Source organism: Streptomyces sp. NPDC049887, assembly GCF_040656535.1.
Taxonomy (GTDB): Bacteria; Actinomycetota; Actinomycetes; order Streptomycetales; family Streptomycetaceae; genus Streptomyces.
This window is the reverse complement of record NZ_JBFAMM010000013.1, coordinates 103646-122841: the sequence shown is the minus strand read 5'-3', so window position 1 is coordinate 122841 and position 19196 is coordinate 103646. Positions and strand designations below refer to the sequence as shown.

Sequence of the window (19196 nt, the reverse complement as noted above, 5' to 3'; positions counted from 1 at the left end):
GCGACGGGGCTGGACCGGAGGGCGCGCGGTGCAGGGGACGGCGCCGCGGCGTCATGGGAAACGGGAATCTGGGGACGGGAGTTCGGGATGCAGTACATGGACAAGTGGCGGGCCGTGGCGGCGGCGACGGGCCCGGCAGACCGGGCGGCCGCTGAGGACGGGCTCCGACTCGCCTATCGCGCGGCCGGACTCACGGCGCCCGCACGCTTCGTGTGGGTGGACTCGCCCAGGGCCGCGGTGACGGCGGTGCGGTCGCTGGAGGACGCGGGCCGCTCCGTGCGGGACGAGGTGAGGACCGTGCCCTGGGCGGAGGAGCGCCGCAGGGTGCACGACGACCTCGGCCCCGCGGGCTGGACGGAGCTGTGGGGGAGGAGCGGTGCCTTGCTGTGGGACACCACGCGCGCACTCGCCGAGCGGATACGGACGGGGGTGGCCGACGCCCTGGCCGAGGAGACCGCCGTCCCCGACGGAGAAGCCGACGGAGAAGACACAGAGGCGGCGGACAGCGAGCGGAAGGCGGTCCGGATGGTCCTGCTCGACGCGGTCCTGGGCCAGCACGACGCGGCCTGGCTCGCCGCGTTCGACGGCCGGAGCGACCGGCTCGCCGGCCTCGCCCGCGTGGCGGAGCACGCGGGCTGGTGGTGGCCGTTCGAGAAGGCGGTGGTGATCTGCGAACGACCCGTGGAACTGCACCGTGACGAGGCCGGCCGCCTCGACCGGGGCGACGGTCCGGCGCTCGCGTTCCCGGACGGCTTCGCACTCCACGCCTGGCGCGGCATGCCGGTCCCGGCCGAGTTCCTGGCCGGACTGGCCTCACTCACGCCGGAGCGCATACGGACCGAGGAGAACGCCGAACTGCGCCGGGTGATGCTGGAGTTCTACGGCTACGAACGCTATCTGACCGAGTCGGACGCCCGGCCCGTGCACCGTGACGAGACCGGTGTGCTGTGGCGGATCGCACTGTCCGACGACGAGGACGTCACCATGGTGGAAGTGGTCAACTCCACGCCCGAGCCGGACGGTACGCACAAGACCTACTGGCTGCGGGTGCCGCCCACGGCCCGGACCGCGAAGGAGGGAGTCGCCTGGACCTTCGGGCTGGACGCCGAGGCGTACGCTCCGGTGCGTCAGACCTGAGCGGACGCCAGGCCCTCGCGACCGATCAGCGCCGAGCTGCCGTGCCCCGTGCAGGCGTACGCTCCGGCGACCGCTCCCAGCCGTGCGCAGTCCTCCACCCGGCGGCCCGCCAGCCGGCCGTAGAGGAAGCCGGACACATACGCGTCGCCCGCGCCGTTGGAGTCCACCACCGGGGTGGGCGGCACCGTCGCCGGTATGGGGCGGGGCGTGCGGCCGCCGTCGCGGGTCATCAGATACGAGCCGCCGGCCCCGGCCGTGGCCACGACCGCCTCCGCACGGCCCTCGCGCAGGATCTCCCGCATCACCGAGGCGATCCGCTCGCCCGCTCCGGCAGCACTCAGGAACACCACGTCGGAGCGCAGCGCGAACTCCCGGTGGTAGTCGTCCACTCCGTCCCAGTCGTGCAGATCGGTCGACACGGGCACCCCGAGCTCCGCGATGTCGTCGTACAGGAACCGGGCGAAGTTCATGATCGACAGATGGACGTGGCGGGCGCGCCGCAGATGGGGGAGGTAGAAATCGCGCGGCATCCGCAGATCACCCGGGTCGCGGGCGTCGTAGAACGACATCCTGCGGCCCGTGTCGTCGACCAGGTTCACCGCACGCCGGGTTCCGGCGGGGGAGACCAGATGCTCGAACTCCACACCGCCGTCGGCCAGCCGCTGCCGCACCTGTCCGCCCGGCAGGTCGTCGCCGATGAAGTCCAGGAAGGCCACACCGAGTCCGAGCGCCCGGCAGCCGAGAGCGACATTGCCCCCGGTGTGGCCGGCCCACTCCCGGATCGGCGGTACCCCGACGGAGTCCGCCCTGGGCACCGGGAGCGATCCGACCCGCACGACCGTGTCGACCCCGCTGCCACCGACCACGAGTACATCGAGGGCGGACCGTTCCGTGCTCTGCGCCGACACCGTGATCCTCTCCGCGCGCCTGCCCGTGCGCTAGGCACTCTGCCGGGTCAACGCCTCGCGGTCGAGCCCCAGTTCCCGGGCGAGTGCCTCTTCGGCCCACTCGAGCATCGCTGCCCGGCTGATCGAGCCCGAGTACGACGTCATCTGCACGGCGAGGCCGTCGAGCAGTGCCGTCAGCCGCCAGGCCGCCGACGACGGATCGGTGCAGTGGAACTCGCCGGCCGCCGCGCCCTCCGCGATGACCGCCGCGAGTTCCGTCTTCCACTGGCGGTCGAGATCGCGCGCCACATCGCGCAGGGCGGGCTCCCGCAGCGCCGCCGCCCAGCCCTCGATCCACAGCCGCCACCCCTTGGCCTGCCCGGTCGGGGCGTACCAGCGTACGGCGGTGCGCAGCCGCCGCACCGCCGAGGTCCGGCGGCCGAGGATCTTGCGCAGATGCGTCAGATCGCCCTCCGCCGCGTAGGAGAAGGCGGCGGCGACCAGTTTCTCCTTCGACGAGAAGTGGTACAGCACCAGGGCGTTGCTCACACCGAGTGCGGACGCGACATCGGCGATCCGGACGGCGGCCACACCACGTGCCTCGATCTGCTCCACGGCGGCCCGCAGCAGTTCCTCCTGCCGCTCCGCCACGCTCAACCGCACTCTCGCCACCCGGCCACCCTAGTCGCCGCGGGCAGGGTCGAGGGAGGCCGTTTCCCGGGACCGCTCGAGCCGGCCCCCGCGACACCGCCGTACGACCGGACGGCGAGACTCCTACCGGCTGTACGGGCCGAAGCGTTCCGCGATCCGGGGAAGCCGGTCGGCCACGATCGAGTGGGCCGCCGCGCGCGGGGTCGTGCCGTCCGCTTCCGCGCGTGCGAGCATCAGGTCGACCAGGGTCCGCATCGACCGCCGTGTGTGGCCGAACGCCTCGTCCGCGTCCGCGCCGATGTCACCGAAGAGGGTCCACCACCACCAGGCGTTCGTCCCCGAGTTCACGACGACGTCCGGGAGCACGGTGACGCCACGCGCCCGCAGCAGTTCCTCCGCCTCGGGGAGGACCGGCATGTTGGCCGCCTCCGCGATCCAGCGCGCCCGGATCACGGACTGGTTGGCCGAGTCGACGGCGTACGAGACCGCTGCGGGCACCAGGACCTCCGCGTCCGCCGAGAGCCAGGCGTCACCGGGCAGTTCGAGGTCGCCCGGGCGCAGCGCCGTGCGGTCGACCGCCCCGAAGGAGTCCCGAGCGGTGAGCAGCGCTTCCACATCGAGGCCGTCCGGGTGGGCGATCGTCCCCTTGACGTCGGCCACGGCCACGATCCGCAGACCGGCACGGGACAGGAAGCGGGCCGCCGCTCCGCCCATCGTGCCGAAGCCCTGCACCGAGACCCGGGCTCCCTCGTGGGGCACCCCCGCGCGTCCCAGGGCCGCGAGCACGGACTCGGCGACCCCGCAGCCGCCGACCAGCTCGTCGAGCCCGATCCCGTCGACATCGAGGGCGAACGCGTCGGCCAGTCGCCGGCGCGCCGCCGTCTCGTCGTCGAGCAGCGGATACACGGCCTGCACCGTCGAGATCAGCCCGGCCTCCGTGGCGGCCTCGTCGATGCGGTCCTGGGTGAGTCCGAGGTCCTCGCCGGTGGTCCACATGTGCTCGATGTACGGCCGCATCGCCCGCAGGTAGCGGACGAGCACGCCGTACGCCTCCGCGGACGTCGGGGCACAGTCGATCCCGCCCTTAGCGCCGCCGAGCGGGACGTACCTGCCCTCCGGGTCGTAGTGGAGGGCCTCCTTCATGGTCATGCCCCGGGCCAGCCCCGCGACCTCGTCCAGCGTGCAGCCCTCGCGCATCCGCAGTCCGCCGCTGCACACGCCGCGCACGAGCCGGTCGATCACGAGGTACCCCCGGCGCCCGGTGACGTGGTCGGTCCAGGTGAGCGAGACAAGCGGGCCGGCGTCGGACACGAAGGCCTCCGGAAAAGACAGCGAACTGAACCGTCGGTCAGTATCCGGGCGCCGTCGACCGCCTGTCAACGCGCGTCACCCGCGGCTCCCGCCCGCCGCCCCGGTTCCCGGCACCTCGCAGTGGTCCTTGAATCCCTGGCTGGTAAGGCCGAGCGCGGAGTTCATCCGCGAACGCAGGTTCTCCACCGCGACCATCGCCGTGAGCTCCACGTACGCGGCCTCGCCCAGGGCCGCCAGCAGCCGCCCGGCCGGCTCGTCGGCGACCACCGGAGGAGTGGCGGACATGCCCTCCGCGTACTCCATCACGTCGCGCTCCAGCGGCGTGTACGCGTCACTCTCCCGCCACACCGGCACATCGCGCACCTTGCGGACGTCCATGCCGCGCCGCCGGTTCTCCCAGTACCCGAAGTCCATGCACCAGCTGCAGCCGATCGAGGCGGCCGAGGCCATCACGGCCAGCGCCTTGAGATCGGCGTCCAGCCGGTCCCACTTCGCGATCGCGAGCTCGAACCGCAGGTCGGAGCGGAGCACCTTCGGGTTGTGGCCGAGCGCTTTCGCGGGGTCAAGGACCTTCCCGTACGTCCGCCTGGAGTACCACTCCATCGCGCGGTAGAAGAGCGTGCGAGGCGGGGAGAGGGAGATGCGGGCCATGGTGGGCTCCTCGGTCGACGGTCCGTGCTTCACCCTTACGACGGACGGGTGGTGCCGGATGTGACACACCTCCGCCGCGGCCCCGGCATTTTTCCCGGGCCCCGTACGTTTCCCCTGCCGTGGACGCCCCCGGCCCGATCACGGCCCCCGGCGTCCGGCGCGCATCCACCGATAATGGAATGACCCGAAGACCTCAGGAGGTCCCGTGACCGGCGCAGGTTCCCCGCACTCGCTGCGCTCCCGGCTGCGATCGCTGCGGCCCGTCGCCTTCGGGGCCGACCCCGCCGGAGAGCGGATGGAGCGCATCCGTCGCTCCCCCCACTTCGCCGACGGGGTGTTCCAGAACCCCGTGGGGGCCCGGACCAGGCCGTCCGGCTCGACACTCGAGTTCGCGAAGATCTACTTCCGGAAAGAGGCCCGCCGGCGTCGTGGCCCCGCCGCGCCGATACCCGTGCACCCCACCACGCTCGAGGACCTCGCCGGGCCACCGGCCTCGGGGCTGCGGCTCACCTGGATGGGCCACTCCAGCGTGCTCGCCGAGATCGACGGCAGGCGGGTGCTCTTCGACCCGGTCTGGGGCCGGCGCTGCTCGCCGTTCGCGTTCGTTGGACCGAAGCGGCTCCACGCCGTGCCGCTGCCGCTGGCCGCGCTCGGCCCGGTCGATGTCGTCGTCATCTCCCACGACCACTACGACCATCTCGACCTGCCCTCGATCCGCGCCCTGGCCTCGACGGACACGATCTTCGCGGTGCCCCTGGGCGTGGGGGCGCACCTGGAGCGCTGGGGTGTCGCCGAGAGCCGCTTGCGGGAGCTGGACTGGCACGAGTCGACGCAGGTGGACGGCCTGCGGCTGACCGCCGCACCGGCCCGCCACTTCTGCGGCCGGGGGCTGCGCAACCAGCAGCACACGCTCTGGGCGTCCTGGGCCGTCGAAGGACCGTCCGGTCACCGGATCTACCACAGCGGTGACACGGGGTACTTCCCGGGCTTCCAGGACATCGGCCGGGAGCACGGCCCGTTCGACGCGACCATGATCCAGATCGGTGCCTACAGCGAGTACTGGCCCGACATCCACATGACCCCGGCCGAGGGAGTGCAGGCCCATCTGGACCTCCAGGGCGGGCAGCCGTCCGGGGTGATGCTGCCGATCCACTGGGGCACGTTCAACCTGGCTCTGCACGGGTGGGCGGAGCCGGGGGAGTGGACGAAGGACGCGGCCGACGAGGTCGGCCAGGCGGTGGCGCTGCCGCGGCCCGGGGAGCCGTTCGAGCCGGCAGGGGAACTGCCCGCGGACGCCTGGTGGCGTGCGGTGTCCCATCCCATCGCCCACCACCCATGGCGTCGGCCGGAACCGGCAGGGAGTCCTGACGAGGCTTCCCGGCGTGATCTTGACCTGGCGGGTGATCGGTGACGTCGATCGGGGACGGGGCCGGCCACCGGACGACAGCGATGTTCAGCATCTGCTGCCGCCATGTCGGACGGTCGGAAGGCATGGCGATGATTCCGGAGCTGCTGCCGGAGGCCTTCCCGACCTCAGGGTGATTCTGTCGAGAGCGGCTTCGACTGCCCGACGGGCGAGGAGGGGGACCCGAACTACTTCGACTACGCCTCGCCACCTCGGTGGACTTCCGGGGGCCACGCGGGGACTGACTCCCGTGGCCGTCGACCGGCCCGAGCGATGACCAGGACGGTGGGTCGGCACTTCCGGCGCCCGACGTCCACATACCCCCGCCGAGGCGCGCGGGCCCGTCTGGACCTTCAGGGCGGGCGGCCGTCCGGGGCGGTGCTGCCGATCCACTGGGGCACCACGTGCAACCTGGCTCCGTCTGCGTGGGCGGAGCCGGGGGACTGGATGAAAGGGTGGTCAGTGGTATGGCAGCATGACCGGCGGTCCTGCCCCGCCCGGAGGGGAAGGGGATGGGAGACCGCCGTGAGACGTCCGCCCCGGTTTGCCACCGCTGCCCTCGTTGTCTGCCTGCCGGTCCTGTCCGCCTGTGGTGTCACCCGCGCCGGCGTCGGCGCTGCACCGGGAAGTGCGAGCGCCACGGCCGCCGTCACCATCCCCGCTGACCCCGTCGCGGCCCATGACAAGGATTTCCCGGAGATCGCGGCGGGCTGTCCGGCGCCGGACAGGACGCCGGCCGCGCCGGCGCCGGCCGCGCCTTCCGCTCTGCCCACCGACCCCGAGGCCGCCAAGTACGTCGAGAACCACGCCTACGGGCAGACGACCGGACTCACCCCCGCGACGCGCTGCCGGGGCGATGCCCATGCCCTGCGCATCCGGGAGGCACTGACCGGGCCCGGCTACGCAGCGCCTGACACCGAGGCGGAGCTGGCGGCAGTGCTCAAGCGGCTCGGTTACCGGGTGTCCGGCCACGATGTGCACGTCTACCGCACCGGTGGCGCACTCGCCTTCACGCTCTTCATCCCCGGCGCCGGCCCCTGCGTCACCGGTTCACCCGCAGACCCCGCCGGGATCAAGGCCCACGGGGCCTACATGGAGGGTGGCTGCATCGCGCCGAGCGGCGGTCACTGAACACCGCCCGGTCCCGGGACGGTGCGCATCTGCGTGGCGATGGCCTCCAGGAGAGAGCCCGCCGGCGAGACGACTTCCTCATCCCCGGTCAGGTGCGCTGATCCCCGGTCAGGTGCGGTTCGGCCCGGCTCGCTCCGGCCCAACTGCCCAGGCGCCACCCATGTGACCGGCGAGCACCGGTCCGAAGGCGACTCCGGCGGCTACGCCCACGGGTTCGTGTCCTGGCGGGGGCCGAGCAGGACGACTTGCGTCCGCCTGGGTACGGATGGCCGTCACCGCTGCCGTCCACAGGGCAGTTCCTCGCACTTCCGGCTGCTGCCCGGACATCGGTGATCGAATCCGGCGGCGAGATCCGCGAGATCCGCGAGATCCGCGAGATCCGCGAGATCCGCGAGATCCGCCAGATCCGCGAGGTGCCGGGGTTGCCGGAGTCGGCGGCGACGTCCCCACCGGCCTGCCCCACGTCGGGATGAGGCTGATCGACCAGCCCCGCAACTGGGCCCGGTCCTCGCTGCGGGTCGGTCGGGGACGCGCCGGTCCGGTCCGCGGAGCACATCCGAGCCTCGGGAGGCGGTGCCGGCCGGTGCTCTCCCGAGGAGGGGGGTCGAACCGCCGGTCCTCCCCGGGCACCGTCCCGGCCCCGGACGTCGGGCGATCCGCCGCACGGCCGGCTCTCTCACGAATTGTCCGGACACTCCGCCCCATCAGCCGAGGACGAGGACGTACCCGGGCACACGCCCCGCCGTCGCCCTGGGAAATTTCGCCTGTGCGTGCGATCCCTCATACCAGAGCGGGACGCTCTACGGGCAAGTTTGTCAACTGCCCACCGCACATGAACGGTTCACGACTACCGTGAGTGCCCGGTGATCAACGGTGGGCTCTCACACCCCCCTTGGCGCCGCGCACACCGATCGGTACACGATTCCCGGGCCACGTACCAAGGACGCTGATGTCTCAACTACGCGCACCCGCCGCGCGGCAGGACCGCCGCGAGGGCGGGCGGCACGGCCGGTCAGGCGCCCGCGCTCTCTCCTCCGCGGGCCGGCCGCAGTCCACGCCGCCGAACTCCGAAGCCCGTACACGTTCCCAACTGATGCGAACCGCCGTGCTGCCCGCCGTCGTCGTGTCGCTCAGCGGGGCGGCCGCGGTGCTGTTCACGATCCGCTCCACCGACGCGCGGCCGTCCGCCGCGCTGTGGGTCGCGCTCGCCGGCTCGGCGGCCCTCGCAGCCGTCGCCGTGGTGGCGGCGGCCCTGGGCGCGGAGCGCACGGCCCGAACCATGCTCGACCGCGCGCAGAACCTGCGCCGGTCCAGCGCCCGCCGGCAGGCCGAGCTCACGGCCGTGGTGGACGGACTGCGCCGCGGCGAGCGTCCGCCGCCCCGCGAGGACCTGCCCGCCCCGGCCGCCGGTGGCGACGAACTCGATCTCCTCGCCCAGGAGCTGACGCGCTCCCACGAGACCGCCGTCACCGCCGTGGTGCAGGCATCCAGGCTGTCCAGCAGCGTGGGAAACGAGCAGAAGGTCGAGGTCTTCGTCAATCTCGCCCGCAGGCTCCAGTCGCTGGTGCACCGCGAGATCCAGCTGCTCGACGAGCTGGAGAACGAGGTCGAGGACCCGGAACTGCTCAAGGGCCTCTTCCACGTCGACCACCTCGCGACCCGGATCCGCCGGCACGCGGAGAACCTCGCCGTCCTCGGCGGAGCCATCTCCCGCCGTCAGTGGTCCAACCCGGTCACCATGACCGAGGTCCTCCGCTCCTCCATCGCCGAGGTGGAGCAGTACCCCCGGGTCAAGCTGGTGCCGCCGATCGACGGCACGCTGCGGGGTCACGCCGTCGCCGACGTCATCCACCTACTCGCCGAACTGGTGGAGAACGCCACGCTGTTCTCCGCCCCGCACACCCAGGTGCTGCTGCGTGCCTCGCACGTCACGGCGGGGCTGGCGGTGGAGGTCGAGGACCGGGGGCTCGGCATGCCCCTCTCCGAGCAGAACAAGATGAACGCCCTGCTCGCCGACCCCGACCAGGTCAATGTGGCGCACCTGCTGCAGGACGGTCGCATCGGACTGTTCGTGGTCTCGGCGCTCGCACGCAGGCACGGCATCGCGGTCCGTCTCCAGTCCAACATCTACGGAGGCATCCAGGCCGTTCTGGTGCTGCCACAGGGGCTGCTCGGTGCCGAGCCGGGAACCCAGGGCGGAGCCGGGCAGCAGGGCGCCCAACGCCACGCCGACCATCCGCCGGCCGCGGCCGCCGCGGTGGCGGGCGGGGTCGCCGGCCGTGAGCGCGCCGCAGCCCCCGCCGTCGAGCCGCCGCACACCGCCGACGCACGACACACGGGCGGTCAGCGCACCCTCAGCTACGCGGCGAGCATGCCGGGCATGCCGCACCAGCAGCCCGCGGCGGACCCGGCGGCCGGGCCGCTGCCGGTGCGCGGCGAGCACCCGGACCGGGCCAACCCGGCCACCGTCCGGACCGGCGCGGCCCACGCGGGCACCCCACCGGCGCAACCGCCTCCGCGACCCCCCGCGCCGCGCCACGCGTCCTCGTCGTCCGACTCCTCGGCCGTACGCGGCACCATGGGCCGCCCACAGCTGCCCAAACGGCGCGCCCAGGAGCACCTGGCGCCCCAGCTGCGGGACGAACCCGCCCCGCGCAGGACCGAGGAACAGGCCCTGCACGACCCCGGGCTGATGGCGGCCTTCCAGCGGGGCATCGGCCTCGCCGAGTCCCGGGCGCCGGAAGCCGCGGACCCCGTCCCGCACGAACCGCAGCGACAGCTCGACACCCACAAGGAGTAGATGCACCATGGCGAGCGATGTGCCCACGGGCCATTCCTCGGATCTCGACTGGCTGCTCAGCGGCCTGGTCCAGCGCGTGCCGTACACCCGTAACGCGGTTCTGCTCTCCTCCGACGGCCTGGTGAAGTCAGTGCACGGCCTCGATGCGGACAGCGCCGACCACATGGCCGCGCTGGCGTCCGGGCTGTACTCGCTCGGCCGCAGCGCCGGCGCCCGGTTCGGCGACGGTGGGGAGGTCCGTCAGGTCGTGGTGGAGCTCGACTCCACCCTGCTGTTCGTGTCGACGGCCGGATCGGGCACCTGCCTGGCCGTGCTGGCGGGGCGGGAGGCGGACGCCGCGGTCCTGGGGTACGAGATGGCGATGCTGGTCAAGAGCGTACGGCCGTATCTGGTCACTCCGGCCAGACAGGCCGCCGGGGCGCCGAGCGCCACGGGGCTCTGACCGTGCCGGCCCCCAAGGACGGGCCGTGGCTGGACGATGCGGCAGGCCGGCTGATCCGCCCCTACTCCGTGATCGGGGGCCGTACCCGTCCTACGGCCGCCCTCGATCTGCTGTCCCTGGTGATGGCCACCGGCACCGTCCCGCAGATGGCGCTGGGGCCGGAACACGCGCTGGCCCTGGGGCTGTGCGGCGGGCCCACGTCGGTGGCGGAGATCTCGGCGCACTTACGGCTCCCCGCGGTCGTCACCAAGGTGCTTCTGTCCGACCTCGTGGACTGCGGGGCGGTCACCGCCAGGGCGCCCCGCTTCCAGGACTCCCCGACCGACCGTTCCCTGCTGGAGGCAGTGCTCGATGGCCTACGACGACGGCTCTGACCACCGCCCTGACCGCACCCCCGAGCACAGCCGGAGCTGCCCCGACCGCGACGACCCCTTTCCCACCGCACTGAAGATCCTGGTCGCGGGCGGCTTCGGGGTGGGCAAGACGACCTTGGTGGGCGCGGTGAGCGAGATCGAACCGCTGAGCACCGAGGAGCTGCTGACGGCCGTGGGCGTCGGCACCGACAGTCTGGCGGGAGTGGAGTCCAAGACGACCACCACGGTGGCCATGGACTTCGGCCGGATCACCCTCGACGAGCGCCATGTGCTGTACCTCTTCGGCACACCGGGCCAGGAGCGCTTCTGGTTCATGTGGGACGAGCTCTCCGGAGGAGCGCTCGGCGCGGTCGTCCTCGCCGACACGCGCCGGCTGGAGGACTGCTTCTCCGCCGTGGACTTCTTCGAGCGGCGCGGCATCGGGTTCGTCGTCGCCGTCAACGAGTTCGACGGCTCCTACCGCTACGAACCGGACGAGGTCCGGGCCGCGATCGACCTCAAGGAGGAGGTCCCGGTCGTGCTGTGCGACGCGCGTATCGCCAGCTCCGGGATCGGCACCCTGGTCACCCTCGTCCAGCATCTGCTCACCACCACCCCGGCACCGGCAGCGGCGCCGAGCTACGGAGCTCAGTCATGACCTACGACCCGACCGGCCATCTGCTGCTGACACCCGTCGACCGGGAGGCCCCCGCCCGGGTGCAGCGGCTGCGTCAGCTCGGGCTGGGCGAACGCCCCGAGCCGGCGTTCGACGAATTCGCCCACAAGCTCGCGGAGGTGACCGGGGCCCCGTACTCGATGGTCAACTTCATCGACGAGCACCGGCAGTTCTTCGCCGGGCTGCACACACCCGCCGGCACCCACGCGGGCGGGGGCGACCTCGCGGCGGCGGGCGGCGGGGACGTGGGCCGGTTCATGGCGCGTGACCACGGCTACTGCCCGCACGTGGTCGTGCGGCGCAAGGCGCTCGTGCTGGAGGACGTCTGCGACTACCCCCGGTTCGCGGGCAATCCGGTAGTCGACGAGATCGGCATCCGCTCGTACCTGGGGGCGCCGCTGATCGACCGTACGGGCATCGCCCTGGGCACGATCTGTGTGGTGGACACCGAGCCGCGGCCGTGGGGCCGGGCGGGCCTGGAGACCATCAAGTCACTCGCGGCCGAACTGGTCGAACAGATCCACCGCCGCGAGGACGGGCTGCTGTGACCGTGACGCGGTGACGTCCCCGGGAGCCGTACGGCCCTCCCGGGGACGTCGCGCTCTCCGCGTCCCATCCGCGGGACCCCTCTCGTCCGCCCCGGGTCAGACCAGGGCCTCCATGCACGTCAGCTCGGCCAGCCGCTCCGACCACTGGCCCTTCGACTGGCCCAGGGCCACTTCGGCCAGTCTGAGCAGCTGGATGTCGGAGGTGCCCGCGGGCGCGAAGATGTGGTGCGCGTCACGGAGGTAGCGTTCGATCGGATGCTCCGTGAACAGCCCGGACGCCGCGTGTATCTCCATCGCGTTCCGTGCCGAGTCGAGTGCGGACTCGACGTTGACGAGTTTTGCGTTCATCAGCTCCGCGTCGCATGCCAGTCCCTGGTCCAGCAGGTGTACCGCGTGGTAGGCGGCGAGCCGCGCCGTCATCAGCCGTGACTGGAGCTGCCCCAGCTTCAGCTTGATGGACGGCAGTTCGTGCAGTGGCCTCCCGTAGCGGTGGCGCTCGGCGCAGAACCGTGTCGTCTCCTCCAGGACGGCCTGGTGTATGCCGAGTGCGACGGCGGTCAGATTGGCCCGGCCGTAGAGCACGCTGGAGGAGTAGGCGACGGCGAGGCCGTCCCCCTCCTCGCCGAGCCGGTTGGCCGCCGGTACCCGGCAGTCGTCGAAGTGGAGCTCACCGAAACTGAAGCCGTGCAGTCCCATGGTGGGCTTCTGCTCGCCCGTGCGGCAGCCCGGGCGGCCGGACTCCACCAGCAGGGCCGTGAGCCCCCTGGAGCCGGGCCCCGTCCGGACGACCACCCCGTGCAGATCACCGACGTGACTGTTGCCGACATACACCTTGCGGCCGTTGATGACGTAGTCGTCGCCGTCACGTACGGCGGTGGCGCTCATCCCCAGTACATGGCCGCCCGACTCGGGTTCGGTGACCGCGATCGTGGGCAGGCACTCGCCCGCCGCGATCAGGGGGAGCCATGTCTTCTTCTGCTCCTCGTTCCCGAAGTGGACGATCTTGGCGACGCCCAGCTGGGAGGCCTGGACCATGGCTCCCATCGCGCCGCTCACGCGGGACAGTTCCTCGATGATGATGGTCTTGGCCAGATGTCCGACGCCCATCCCGCCATGGCCCTTGCTGATCGTCGCTCCGAGCCAGCCCTGGCGTGCGATGAGCCGCGAGAGGTCGCGGTGCACCGTGCGGGCGGCCTCCATGGCCGGAATGCGCGGGCGGACCTCGCACTCGGCGAAGTGTCGTACCCGCTCACGGAGCTGATGATGAAGCCGACTGGCGAAGTACCCGTCCATCGCGAGCCCTCCTCTGCGAAACGCCTGCTCGTGCGAGTGTTCGAGCAGGTGGTGCATCGGCATGGTCCCGTCCCGTACAGGCCGACCACCTCATGGTGTTGATCGCTTACGAGTGGTACAACTCGGTGGCCAACTTTGGCCGAAATGGAATCCATTGACGTGTGATTGAGGCTGTGTCCCTGGTGGTAGTGGCCCGTCCGGTCACCCGCAGGGCTTGCCCACGGGTCTTCTTTCTGCCACATGCCCTGGGCAATGGGCTCTTGGGCATATGGCTCCGAGGGACAGCATTCCGCTTCCGGGGACGGCCGACCAGGCCTCGGGGACACGGAAATGCCCGCAACTCGGTCGGAATCAACGGGCTTTGAGCGGAAAACGGCCCGGGCGTAGAGGGGCGCTGACCGGCGCACGCCCTTCCGTGTGCACGCCCCGATCCCGCACCGCCGTCCGGGGACGGTGCCCACCCTCCGCTGCGCCGCACCCCGGCGAGAGCGATGTCTCGGCCTCGAGCCCGACGGACGTGCCCGGACCCGACAGGTGCCCGGGATGGCGTAGGCCACGCCGGCCCCACCTCGGCCGGGGACCGGCCGAGAGCCGAACCGTCCCGGCCCGAGGGTCCCGGTCGCCGGTCCGGACACGACGGGCGCGGCGAGCGCATTCGGGGCCTGGTGGGTGTGACCGGCGGCGACCGGGGGAGGGACCCCCACGTACCCGTGACCGTCCGACCGAGGAGGCCGGCCCCCATGACCGCGACCGCATACCGCCCCGGACTGCTGGACGCCGCCGACGGCGTGCAGATCGCCACGTACTCCTGGCTGCCGGAGAGCGGCCGCCCCCGGGCCCTGGTGCAGCTCGTCCACGGGGCGGCGGAGCACGCGCTGCGGTACGACCGGTTCGCCCGCCACCTCGCCGCCCACGGCTACGGGGCGATCGCCTCGGACCACCGCGGTCACGGCGCGACGGCCCCGTCCACCGGCGGCTACGGGGTCGCGGAGACGCCGGACGCCGCACCGGTCGACGGCTACGACAGCTGGCGCGCGATGGTGGAGGACATCAAGGCGGTCGGTGACCAGGCGCGGCTGCTCCATCCGGGCGTTCCCGTGGTCGTCCTCGGGCACAGCCTGGGCTCCATGCTCGCGCGCGACTATGCCCAGGAGTACCCGGACGACCTCAGCGGCCTGATCCTCTCCGGCGCATTCCGTACGCTGCCGGGCGCCGACATCGAGGGCTCCATCGCCCGTCTGGAGGAGCGGGCGGCCACCGAGGGCCGCTCGGCCCCCTCCGAGTACGTCTCCGAGCTCTTCGCGTCCTTCAACGACCCGTACCCGCACCGGACCGGCTTCGAGTGGCTGTCCCGTGACGAGGACGAGGTGGACGCCTACGTCGTGGACGAGCGCTGCGGCTTCCCCTTCAGCACGGGTCTCGTGCTCGACTGGCTGCGCGCCGTGCGGAAGATCAACGACCCGAGCAACCTGGCACGTGTCCCGGCCGATCTCCCCGTCCACGTCGCCGTCGGCACGGAGGACCCCTGCCACCAGGGGATGACACTGGTCCACGCACTGCTGGAGGACTTCCGCCACGTCGGTACGGAGTCCTTGACGTGGAAGGCGTACGAGGGCGCCCGCCACGAGATCCTCAACGAGACCAACCGTGAGGAGGTTCAGCAGGACCTGGTGGAGTGGCTGGACAAACACGTGTGAACAGGTGTGAACCGGCAGGTGGCGCGCGTCGCGGGGGCGGGCGTGAGCGGGAGGTCCGGGCGCGGGGCCGGGTGACCCCGGGCGCTGTCGGTGGGGCGCCGTACCGTCGGAGTATGGCCACTGCCGACGACGTACGCAGAATCGCGCTCGCCCTCCCCGGCACGGTGGAGAAGCCCGCCTGGGGCCTGCCCACCTTCCGGGCGGGACCGGGCGGAAGGATCTTCGCCTCGCTCGACGGCGACGACCAGGTGATCGGGGTCAGGTGCCCCAGGGAGGACCGCGAGGAGCTGATCGCCTCCGAGCCGCACAAGTTCTTCATCCGCGAAGGGCACGACGACGCCTACGCCTGGCTGAGGGTGCGGCTCGGCGCACTGGAGGACGAGGAGGAGCTGTACGCCGTCCTGCTCGACTCCTGGCGGCAGGCGGCTCCGCGGAGGCTGCGCGAAGCCCATCCCGAGCTGGGCGCGGTGTCCGGGCCCTGACCCTGGCGACTCCTTGCGCCCGGGCGAGGCCGGCAGAGCCGTACCGGCGCGGGACGAGGGGCGCGGATTGCTGCAGGCGCACGCCTGTCGCTCCGGCGCGCGGGGCGCATGCGCACGCGAGGTCCGCGCGCGGGCCGGTGCGCGCCTGTCACGTACGGTGATGGTATGCGCACGGCCCACTGGCACGCGTGACGCACGGTCATGACGCGTGCGCGGGTGACGGAAGTGTGTGACACATGGTCATGGCGTGTGCGCGGAGGACGCACACGCATGACGGACGGTCATGACGTATGTGCGCGCGATCACGGGTGATGGCTCAACTCACCCGTCTTCACGGGATGTTCACAACGGTCTACACCATTCAGTGCTCTCATGGGGGAACCCCACGCATTCCCCCATCCGTCTACCGATGGGGCGATCCCGTGGGGTCCGTCCACTGTGACGACATTCACTGCCAGCACGTCCGGAAGTAACGGATAGTAATGAGTGCCCTACATCATCGGCACGTACTGTTACGTGTGCCCAGACAGACGACGAAGGAGACTCATGCGACCGTTCGTACTGAACTACGTACTTCCGGCCGAGAGTCCTGCGGTCACGCTGCCGTACACCTACGACTCCGCGCTGCAGCTGAACGTGCTGCCGGACGGGCGGCCCGCCATCGTCGACCGCGATCTGATCCTCGTCACCGGCACGACGACGTCCACCGCCGGCTCCAAGACGCACTTCGACGACTGACGGACCGGCACAGCGATGACCGTACTGATACTGACGTGCCGTCAAGACGTCACCGCGGACATGGTGATCGCCAAGCTGCACGACCGGGGTGTGCCCCTCGTGCGGCTCGACCCCGCCGATCTCCCGGGCGAGGCCGCCCTGTCCGCCGAGTACGTGCGCGGTGACTTCTACGGCCACCTCTCGACCGACGGCCGGCTGCTGAGCATGGGCGCCCTGCGGTCGATATGGGTGCGCAGACCCGGCGAACCTGCCGCGCACGCCGAGGAGCCCTCCGCCTGGCTGACCGCGGAGACCGAGCAGGCCCTGTACGGAATGCTGTACTCGGCCGCCGCGCGCTGGATGAACCACCCCTGCGTGTCCGCGCAGGCCCGCTGCAAACCCTGGCAGCTCAGCCTCGCGCAGCGCAGCGGCTTCGCCGTGCCCCCCACCGTCGTCACCACGTTCCCCCGCGTGGCCCGGCAGTTCGCGGCGCAGTACCAGGACATCGTGGTGAAGTCCGCGTCCGGGCCCCCGCCCGGCGATCCGCCGGTGTCCCTGCCCACCACCCGCATTCCCCCCGACGCAGACTTCTCCGGTGTGGCCGCCGGGCCCACGCTGCTCCAGCAGTACGTGCCCAAGTTGTCCGACATCCGCCTGACCGCCGTGGGTACACGCCTGTTCGCCGCCCGGAAGGTCTCCGAGGACGGACAGGTGGACGGACGGTACGGCGACACCGGTCAGCCCTGGAAGGCGGTGGACGTACCGGAACGCATCGCCCGGGCCGTGCGGGACTACATGGGCCTCGCCGGACTCGCCTACGCCGCCTTCGACTTCGCCGAGGACGAGGAGGGGCTGTGGTGGTTCCTGGAGTGCAACCAGGGCGGCCAGTTCGGCTTCATCGAACTGGAGACCGGTCTCCCCATCGCCGAGGCCGTCGCCGCGTGGCTCGCCCCGCCGGCCAGGGACCAGGGGTGACAGCCGCGGGCAGGGCCCGCGCGGACGTACGGGGCCGCCCGCTCAGTGGTGACCGCCGGAGCCCAGGAAGCGCCCGATCCGCTCGCGCAGCCCGGCCGGGTCCAGACCGTGCGCCACGAGGTGCTCGTCCATCCGCCCGTACCGCCGGAGCTCACGCCGGGCGACACCGAGCCCCAGCACACGGTGCGGCACGTCCGCCAGCGCGTCGTTGACGGCGGAGGTCGAGGTGCCCGCAAGATACGGCTCGACGACCACCACGTCTGCGGATCCACGCCCGGCCGCCCGGCGGACCGCGGAGGCGTCGAAGGGGCGGACGGTCGTCGCGTACAGCACCGTCACGTCCATGCCCTCGGTCGCCGCCACGACGGGCTCCAGCATCGGCCCCACGGCGACCACCACGCCGCCGCGCCCCTCCCGTACGACCGCGAACCGGGTGCCGTCGACCGGCCGCGCGTGTGCGTTCGACTGGAGCGATAGGCGTACGTAGACCCGGTCGTCCCCGCGGGCAGCCGCCCGCAGCAGGGCCTCCGCCTCGTCCGGGTGCCCGGGTACGTGCACGGTCCACTCGTCTAGGGTGCCGAGCAGGGCCACATCGCCGGGCGCCATGTGGGTGAAGCCGCCCGCCGGCCAGTCGTACGAGGCGCCCGCGCTCACCAGCACCCCGCCGACGCCCTGGTGCCCGAAGTCGAGCTTGATCTGCTCGAACGGCCGCTCGACGAGAAAGCTCGCGAAGGTGTGCACGACCGGCCGCAGCCCCGTCAGGGCCAGTCCGCCTCCCACGCCGATCATCAGCTGCTCGCGGATGCCGACGTTGATCACCCGGTCGGGGTGTGCCCGTGCCGCGGGCCCGAAGCCGTCCCCGCTGACATCGGCCAGGACGAGCGCGAGCCGGGGGTCCTCGTCCAGCAGTCGGGTCGTCGTCGAGATGAAGCGTTCCCGCATCGTGTCCATGATCAATTCCTTCGTGGTGTCCGGGTACCCGTGCTCCCGTGCCGGGGTCCGGCGTCCGGGCCGGGCGCGCGGCCGGTGTGCCGGTCAGGCGCCCTTCGCTTCGACGCGGGCCACGACGGCTCGCGGGCGCCCGGAATGGGGTGCGGTGAACGCCGTGTGCAGCGCCTCGTGGTCGCGTCCGTCCACGGTCGTCGCCGACCAGCCCGCCGCCTGGAAGCGGGAGGCGATGCCGCCGTGCCAGCCATGGGTCGCGGACCCGTTGTCGATCACCAGCGTGTGGAGGCGTCGGAGTCCCGCCGCGCCGGCGTAGGCGATCGCCTCGTGGTTGCTCCCCTCGTCCAGCTCGGCGTCGCCGATCAGCACCCACACCGCGGGACCGTCCAGCCCCTGCGCCCGCAGGCCCAGTGCGGTGCCGACCGCGAGGGGCAGTCCGTGCCCGAGCGAGCCGCTCCCGATCTCCACACCGGGCACGAGCACCCGGTCCGGGTGATGGCCGAGCGGGGAGTCGTACGACCCGAACCCGGTCAGCGACTCCTCGTCGATGAACCCCTTCGCCGCGAGCACCGCGTAGTAGGCCATGGGGCCATGGCCCTTCGACAGCAGGAACCGGTCGCGTTCGGCCGAGCCGGCGGTCTCCGGGGTCACCCTGAGCACCCGGTCGTACAGCACCCACAGGGCGTCGAGCGTGGAGGTGGCGGCGGGCCCGTGCTTCTCGTCGCCCGTCATCCGGGCCATCAGGCGGTCCAGGTCCTGGTGGGTGTGGGTGCGGTCACGAGTCGTGGTCGGTCCTGTGAGCGTCATGGGACCCACCGTGCAACTTCAACCGCACTTGAGGTCAACCGGCAATCGGTTCGTGACCACCCGGCGAAGTGCGGTATGGTTCTCGTGCGCGTTCGGCCGGGGGAAACCCCAGGTCAGACGGGCACCGGGACGTGGCGCAGCTTGGTAGCGCACTTGACTGGGGGTCAAGGGGTCGCAGGTTCAAATCCTGTCGTCCCGACGGAAGCTCTGCTTCGTAGTCGCAGGTGAGAGGCCGTGTCGGAGTCAATCCGACACGGCCTCTCCGCGTCCTCCGGCCACCGTGCGAAG

Annotated in this window: 20 protein-coding genes, 1 tRNA gene and 1 pseudogene; 15 read left to right on the top strand and 7 right to left on the bottom strand. The window is 71.9% G+C overall.

From position 1 onward, the window contains the following. Positions 1 to 87: 87 nt before the first annotated feature. A complete protein-coding gene (locus AB0J10_RS18150) occupies positions 88 to 1137 on the top strand; it encodes a DUF6745 domain-containing protein (RefSeq protein WP_363062656.1) in 1050 nt (349 codons plus the stop codon). Here the strand turns inward: AB0J10_RS18150 and AB0J10_RS18145 are convergent. The 4 genes from AB0J10_RS18145 to AB0J10_RS18130 form a co-directional block, all read right to left on the bottom strand. Continuing rightward, entirely contained in the window at positions 1128 to 2045 is a 918-nt protein-coding gene (locus AB0J10_RS18145; protein WP_363062654.1) for a PfkB family carbohydrate kinase, read from the bottom strand. The genes AB0J10_RS18150 and AB0J10_RS18145 overlap by 10 nt on opposite strands. A 30-nt stretch (positions 2046 to 2075) precedes the next feature. Then, a complete protein-coding gene (locus AB0J10_RS18140) occupies positions 2076 to 2696 on the bottom strand; it encodes a TetR/AcrR family transcriptional regulator (protein WP_363062652.1) in 621 nt (206 codons plus the stop codon). A 102-nt stretch (positions 2697 to 2798) separates the two neighbouring features. After that, positions 2799 to 3986 carry a Glu/Leu/Phe/Val dehydrogenase dimerization domain-containing protein gene (locus AB0J10_RS18135; protein ID WP_363062650.1) on the bottom strand — a complete coding sequence of 396 codons (1188 nt, stop codon included), beginning with the start codon at positions 3984 to 3986 and terminating at the stop codon, positions 2799 to 2801. A 75-nt stretch (positions 3987 to 4061) separates the two neighbouring features. Then, positions 4062 to 4637 (bottom strand): carboxymuconolactone decarboxylase family protein, encoded by a 576-nt coding sequence (locus AB0J10_RS18130; protein ID WP_363062648.1) that lies wholly within the window; start codon positions 4635 to 4637, stop codon positions 4062 to 4064. Between the two features lie 295 nt (positions 4638 to 4932). On the opposite strand from AB0J10_RS18130, the gene AB0J10_RS18125 reads away from it, so the two are divergent. The 9 genes and pseudogenes from AB0J10_RS18125 to AB0J10_RS18085 all read left to right on the top strand — a co-directional run bounded on the left by AB0J10_RS18125 (position 4933) and on the right by AB0J10_RS18085 (position 11992). Further along, positions 4933 to 6048 carry an MBL fold metallo-hydrolase gene (locus AB0J10_RS18125; protein WP_363062803.1) on the top strand — a complete coding sequence of 372 codons (1116 nt, stop codon included), beginning with the start codon at positions 4933 to 4935 and terminating at the stop codon, positions 6046 to 6048. A gap of 299 nt (positions 6049 to 6347) precedes the next feature. Further along, a pseudogene (locus AB0J10_RS18120) lies at positions 6348 to 6495 on the top strand (MBL fold metallo-hydrolase); the annotation flags it as partial. 72 nt (positions 6496 to 6567) lie between these two features. Further along, a complete protein-coding gene (locus AB0J10_RS18115) occupies positions 6568 to 7173 on the top strand; it encodes a hypothetical protein (protein WP_363062646.1) in 606 nt (201 codons plus the stop codon). Between the two features lie 329 nt (positions 7174 to 7502). Continuing rightward, positions 7503 to 7646 carry a hypothetical protein gene (locus tag AB0J10_RS18110; RefSeq protein WP_363062644.1) on the top strand — a complete coding sequence of 48 codons (144 nt, stop codon included), beginning with the start codon at positions 7503 to 7505 and terminating at the stop codon, positions 7644 to 7646. Between the two features lie 476 nt (positions 7647 to 8122). Beyond that, positions 8123 to 9973, top strand: coding sequence for an ATP-binding protein (locus tag AB0J10_RS18105; RefSeq protein ID WP_363062642.1), 1851 nt, complete (start codon positions 8123 to 8125; stop codon positions 9971 to 9973). A 7-nt stretch (positions 9974 to 9980) separates the two neighbouring features. Beyond that, positions 9981 to 10415 carry a roadblock/LC7 domain-containing protein gene (locus AB0J10_RS18100; RefSeq protein WP_093661476.1) on the top strand — a complete coding sequence of 145 codons (435 nt, stop codon included), beginning with the start codon at positions 9981 to 9983 and terminating at the stop codon, positions 10413 to 10415. Between the two features lie 2 nt (positions 10416 to 10417). Then, complete coding sequence (locus AB0J10_RS18095) at positions 10418 to 10789, top strand: DUF742 domain-containing protein (protein WP_363062640.1); 372 nt, start codon at positions 10418 to 10420, stop codon at positions 10787 to 10789. After that, positions 10767 to 11426, top strand: coding sequence for an ATP/GTP-binding protein (locus tag AB0J10_RS18090; RefSeq protein WP_363062638.1), 660 nt, complete (start codon positions 10767 to 10769; stop codon positions 11424 to 11426). The genes AB0J10_RS18095 and AB0J10_RS18090 overlap by 23 nt, the downstream gene beginning before the upstream one ends. After that, positions 11423 to 11992: a GAF domain-containing protein gene (locus tag AB0J10_RS18085; RefSeq protein ID WP_363062636.1), complete on the top strand. Its 570-nt coding sequence runs from the start codon at positions 11423 to 11425 to the stop codon at positions 11990 to 11992. Before AB0J10_RS18090 ends, AB0J10_RS18085 begins: the two co-directional genes overlap by 4 nt. A 96-nt stretch (positions 11993 to 12088) precedes the next feature. Here AB0J10_RS18085 and AB0J10_RS18080 read toward each other — a convergent pair whose 3' ends face one another. Further along, positions 12089 to 13285 (bottom strand): acyl-CoA dehydrogenase family protein, encoded by a 1197-nt coding sequence (locus AB0J10_RS18080; RefSeq protein ID WP_363062801.1) that lies wholly within the window; start codon positions 13283 to 13285, stop codon positions 12089 to 12091. A 740-nt stretch (positions 13286 to 14025) separates the two neighbouring features. Between AB0J10_RS18080 and AB0J10_RS18075 the strand changes: the two genes are divergently transcribed. The 4 genes from AB0J10_RS18075 (at position 14026) to tgmB (ending at position 17156) form a co-directional block, all read left to right on the top strand. Beyond that, positions 14026 to 14982 carry an alpha/beta hydrolase gene (locus tag AB0J10_RS18075; protein ID WP_363062634.1) on the top strand — a complete coding sequence of 319 codons (957 nt, stop codon included), beginning with the start codon at positions 14026 to 14028 and terminating at the stop codon, positions 14980 to 14982. A gap of 113 nt (positions 14983 to 15095) precedes the next feature. Next, entirely contained in the window at positions 15096 to 15464 is a 369-nt protein-coding gene (locus AB0J10_RS18070) for an MmcQ/YjbR family DNA-binding protein (protein WP_363062632.1), read from the top strand. A gap of 546 nt (positions 15465 to 16010) precedes the next feature. Continuing rightward, the gene (tgmA, locus tag AB0J10_RS18065; RefSeq protein ID WP_138051927.1) at positions 16011 to 16202 is read left to right on the top strand and encodes a putative ATP-grasp-modified RiPP; all 192 of its coding nucleotides are present in this window, start codon (positions 16011 to 16013) and stop codon (positions 16200 to 16202) included. A gap of 15 nt (positions 16203 to 16217) precedes the next feature. Continuing rightward, positions 16218 to 17156, top strand: a complete 939-nt coding sequence (gene tgmB / locus AB0J10_RS18060) for an ATP-grasp ribosomal peptide maturase (RefSeq protein ID WP_363062629.1) — start codon at positions 16218 to 16220, stop codon at positions 17154 to 17156. A gap of 42 nt (positions 17157 to 17198) precedes the next feature. Here tgmB and AB0J10_RS18055 read toward each other — a convergent pair whose 3' ends face one another. Both AB0J10_RS18055 and AB0J10_RS18050 read right to left on the bottom strand, forming a co-directional pair. After that, a complete protein-coding gene (locus AB0J10_RS18055) occupies positions 17199 to 18107 on the bottom strand; it encodes a transketolase C-terminal domain-containing protein (protein ID WP_363062627.1) in 909 nt (302 codons plus the stop codon). A gap of 84 nt (positions 18108 to 18191) precedes the next feature. Beyond that, positions 18192 to 18908, bottom strand: a complete 717-nt coding sequence (locus AB0J10_RS18050) for a transketolase (RefSeq protein ID WP_363062625.1) — start codon at positions 18906 to 18908, stop codon at positions 18192 to 18194. A 125-nt stretch (positions 18909 to 19033) separates the two neighbouring features. Here AB0J10_RS18050 and AB0J10_RS18045 point away from each other — a divergent pair. Continuing rightward, positions 19034 to 19107, top strand: a tRNA-Pro gene (locus AB0J10_RS18045). Positions 19108 to 19196: the final 89 nt, after the last annotated feature.

Excerpts from the sequence above, each read along its gene's own strand:
- tgmB (WP_363062629.1), top strand. The coding sequence starts at position 16,218 with ATGACCGTACTGATACTGACGTGCCGTCAAGACGTCACCGCGGACATG.
- AB0J10_RS18105 (WP_363062642.1), top strand. The coding sequence starts at position 8,123 with ATGTCTCAACTACGCGCACCCGCCGCGCGGCAGGACCGCCGCGAGGGC.
- AB0J10_RS18050 (WP_363062625.1), bottom strand. The coding sequence starts at position 18,908 with ATGACGCTCACAGGACCGACCACGACTCGTGACCGCACCCACACCCAC.
- AB0J10_RS18150 (WP_363062656.1), top strand. The coding sequence starts at position 88 with ATGCAGTACATGGACAAGTGGCGGGCCGTGGCGGCGGCGACGGGCCCG.
- AB0J10_RS18055 (WP_363062627.1), bottom strand. The coding sequence starts at position 18,107 with ATGGACACGATGCGGGAACGCTTCATCTCGACGACGACCCGACTGCTG.
- AB0J10_RS18070 (WP_363062632.1), top strand. The coding sequence starts at position 15,096 with ATGGCCACTGCCGACGACGTACGCAGAATCGCGCTCGCCCTCCCCGGC.
- AB0J10_RS18075 (WP_363062634.1), top strand. The coding sequence starts at position 14,026 with ATGACCGCGACCGCATACCGCCCCGGACTGCTGGACGCCGCCGACGGC.
- tgmA (WP_138051927.1), top strand. The coding sequence starts at position 16,011 with ATGCGACCGTTCGTACTGAACTACGTACTTCCGGCCGAGAGTCCTGCG.
- AB0J10_RS18085 (WP_363062636.1), top strand. The coding sequence starts at position 11,423 with ATGACCTACGACCCGACCGGCCATCTGCTGCTGACACCCGTCGACCGG.
- AB0J10_RS18090 (WP_363062638.1), top strand. The coding sequence starts at position 10,767 with ATGGCCTACGACGACGGCTCTGACCACCGCCCTGACCGCACCCCCGAG.
- AB0J10_RS18130 (WP_363062648.1), bottom strand. The coding sequence starts at position 4,637 with ATGGCCCGCATCTCCCTCTCCCCGCCTCGCACGCTCTTCTACCGCGCG.
- AB0J10_RS18100 (WP_093661476.1), top strand. The coding sequence starts at position 9,981 with ATGGCGAGCGATGTGCCCACGGGCCATTCCTCGGATCTCGACTGGCTG.
- AB0J10_RS18080 (WP_363062801.1), bottom strand. The coding sequence starts at position 13,285 with ATGGACGGGTACTTCGCCAGTCGGCTTCATCATCAGCTCCGTGAGCGG.
- AB0J10_RS18125 (WP_363062803.1), top strand. The coding sequence starts at position 4,933 with ATGGAGCGCATCCGTCGCTCCCCCCACTTCGCCGACGGGGTGTTCCAG.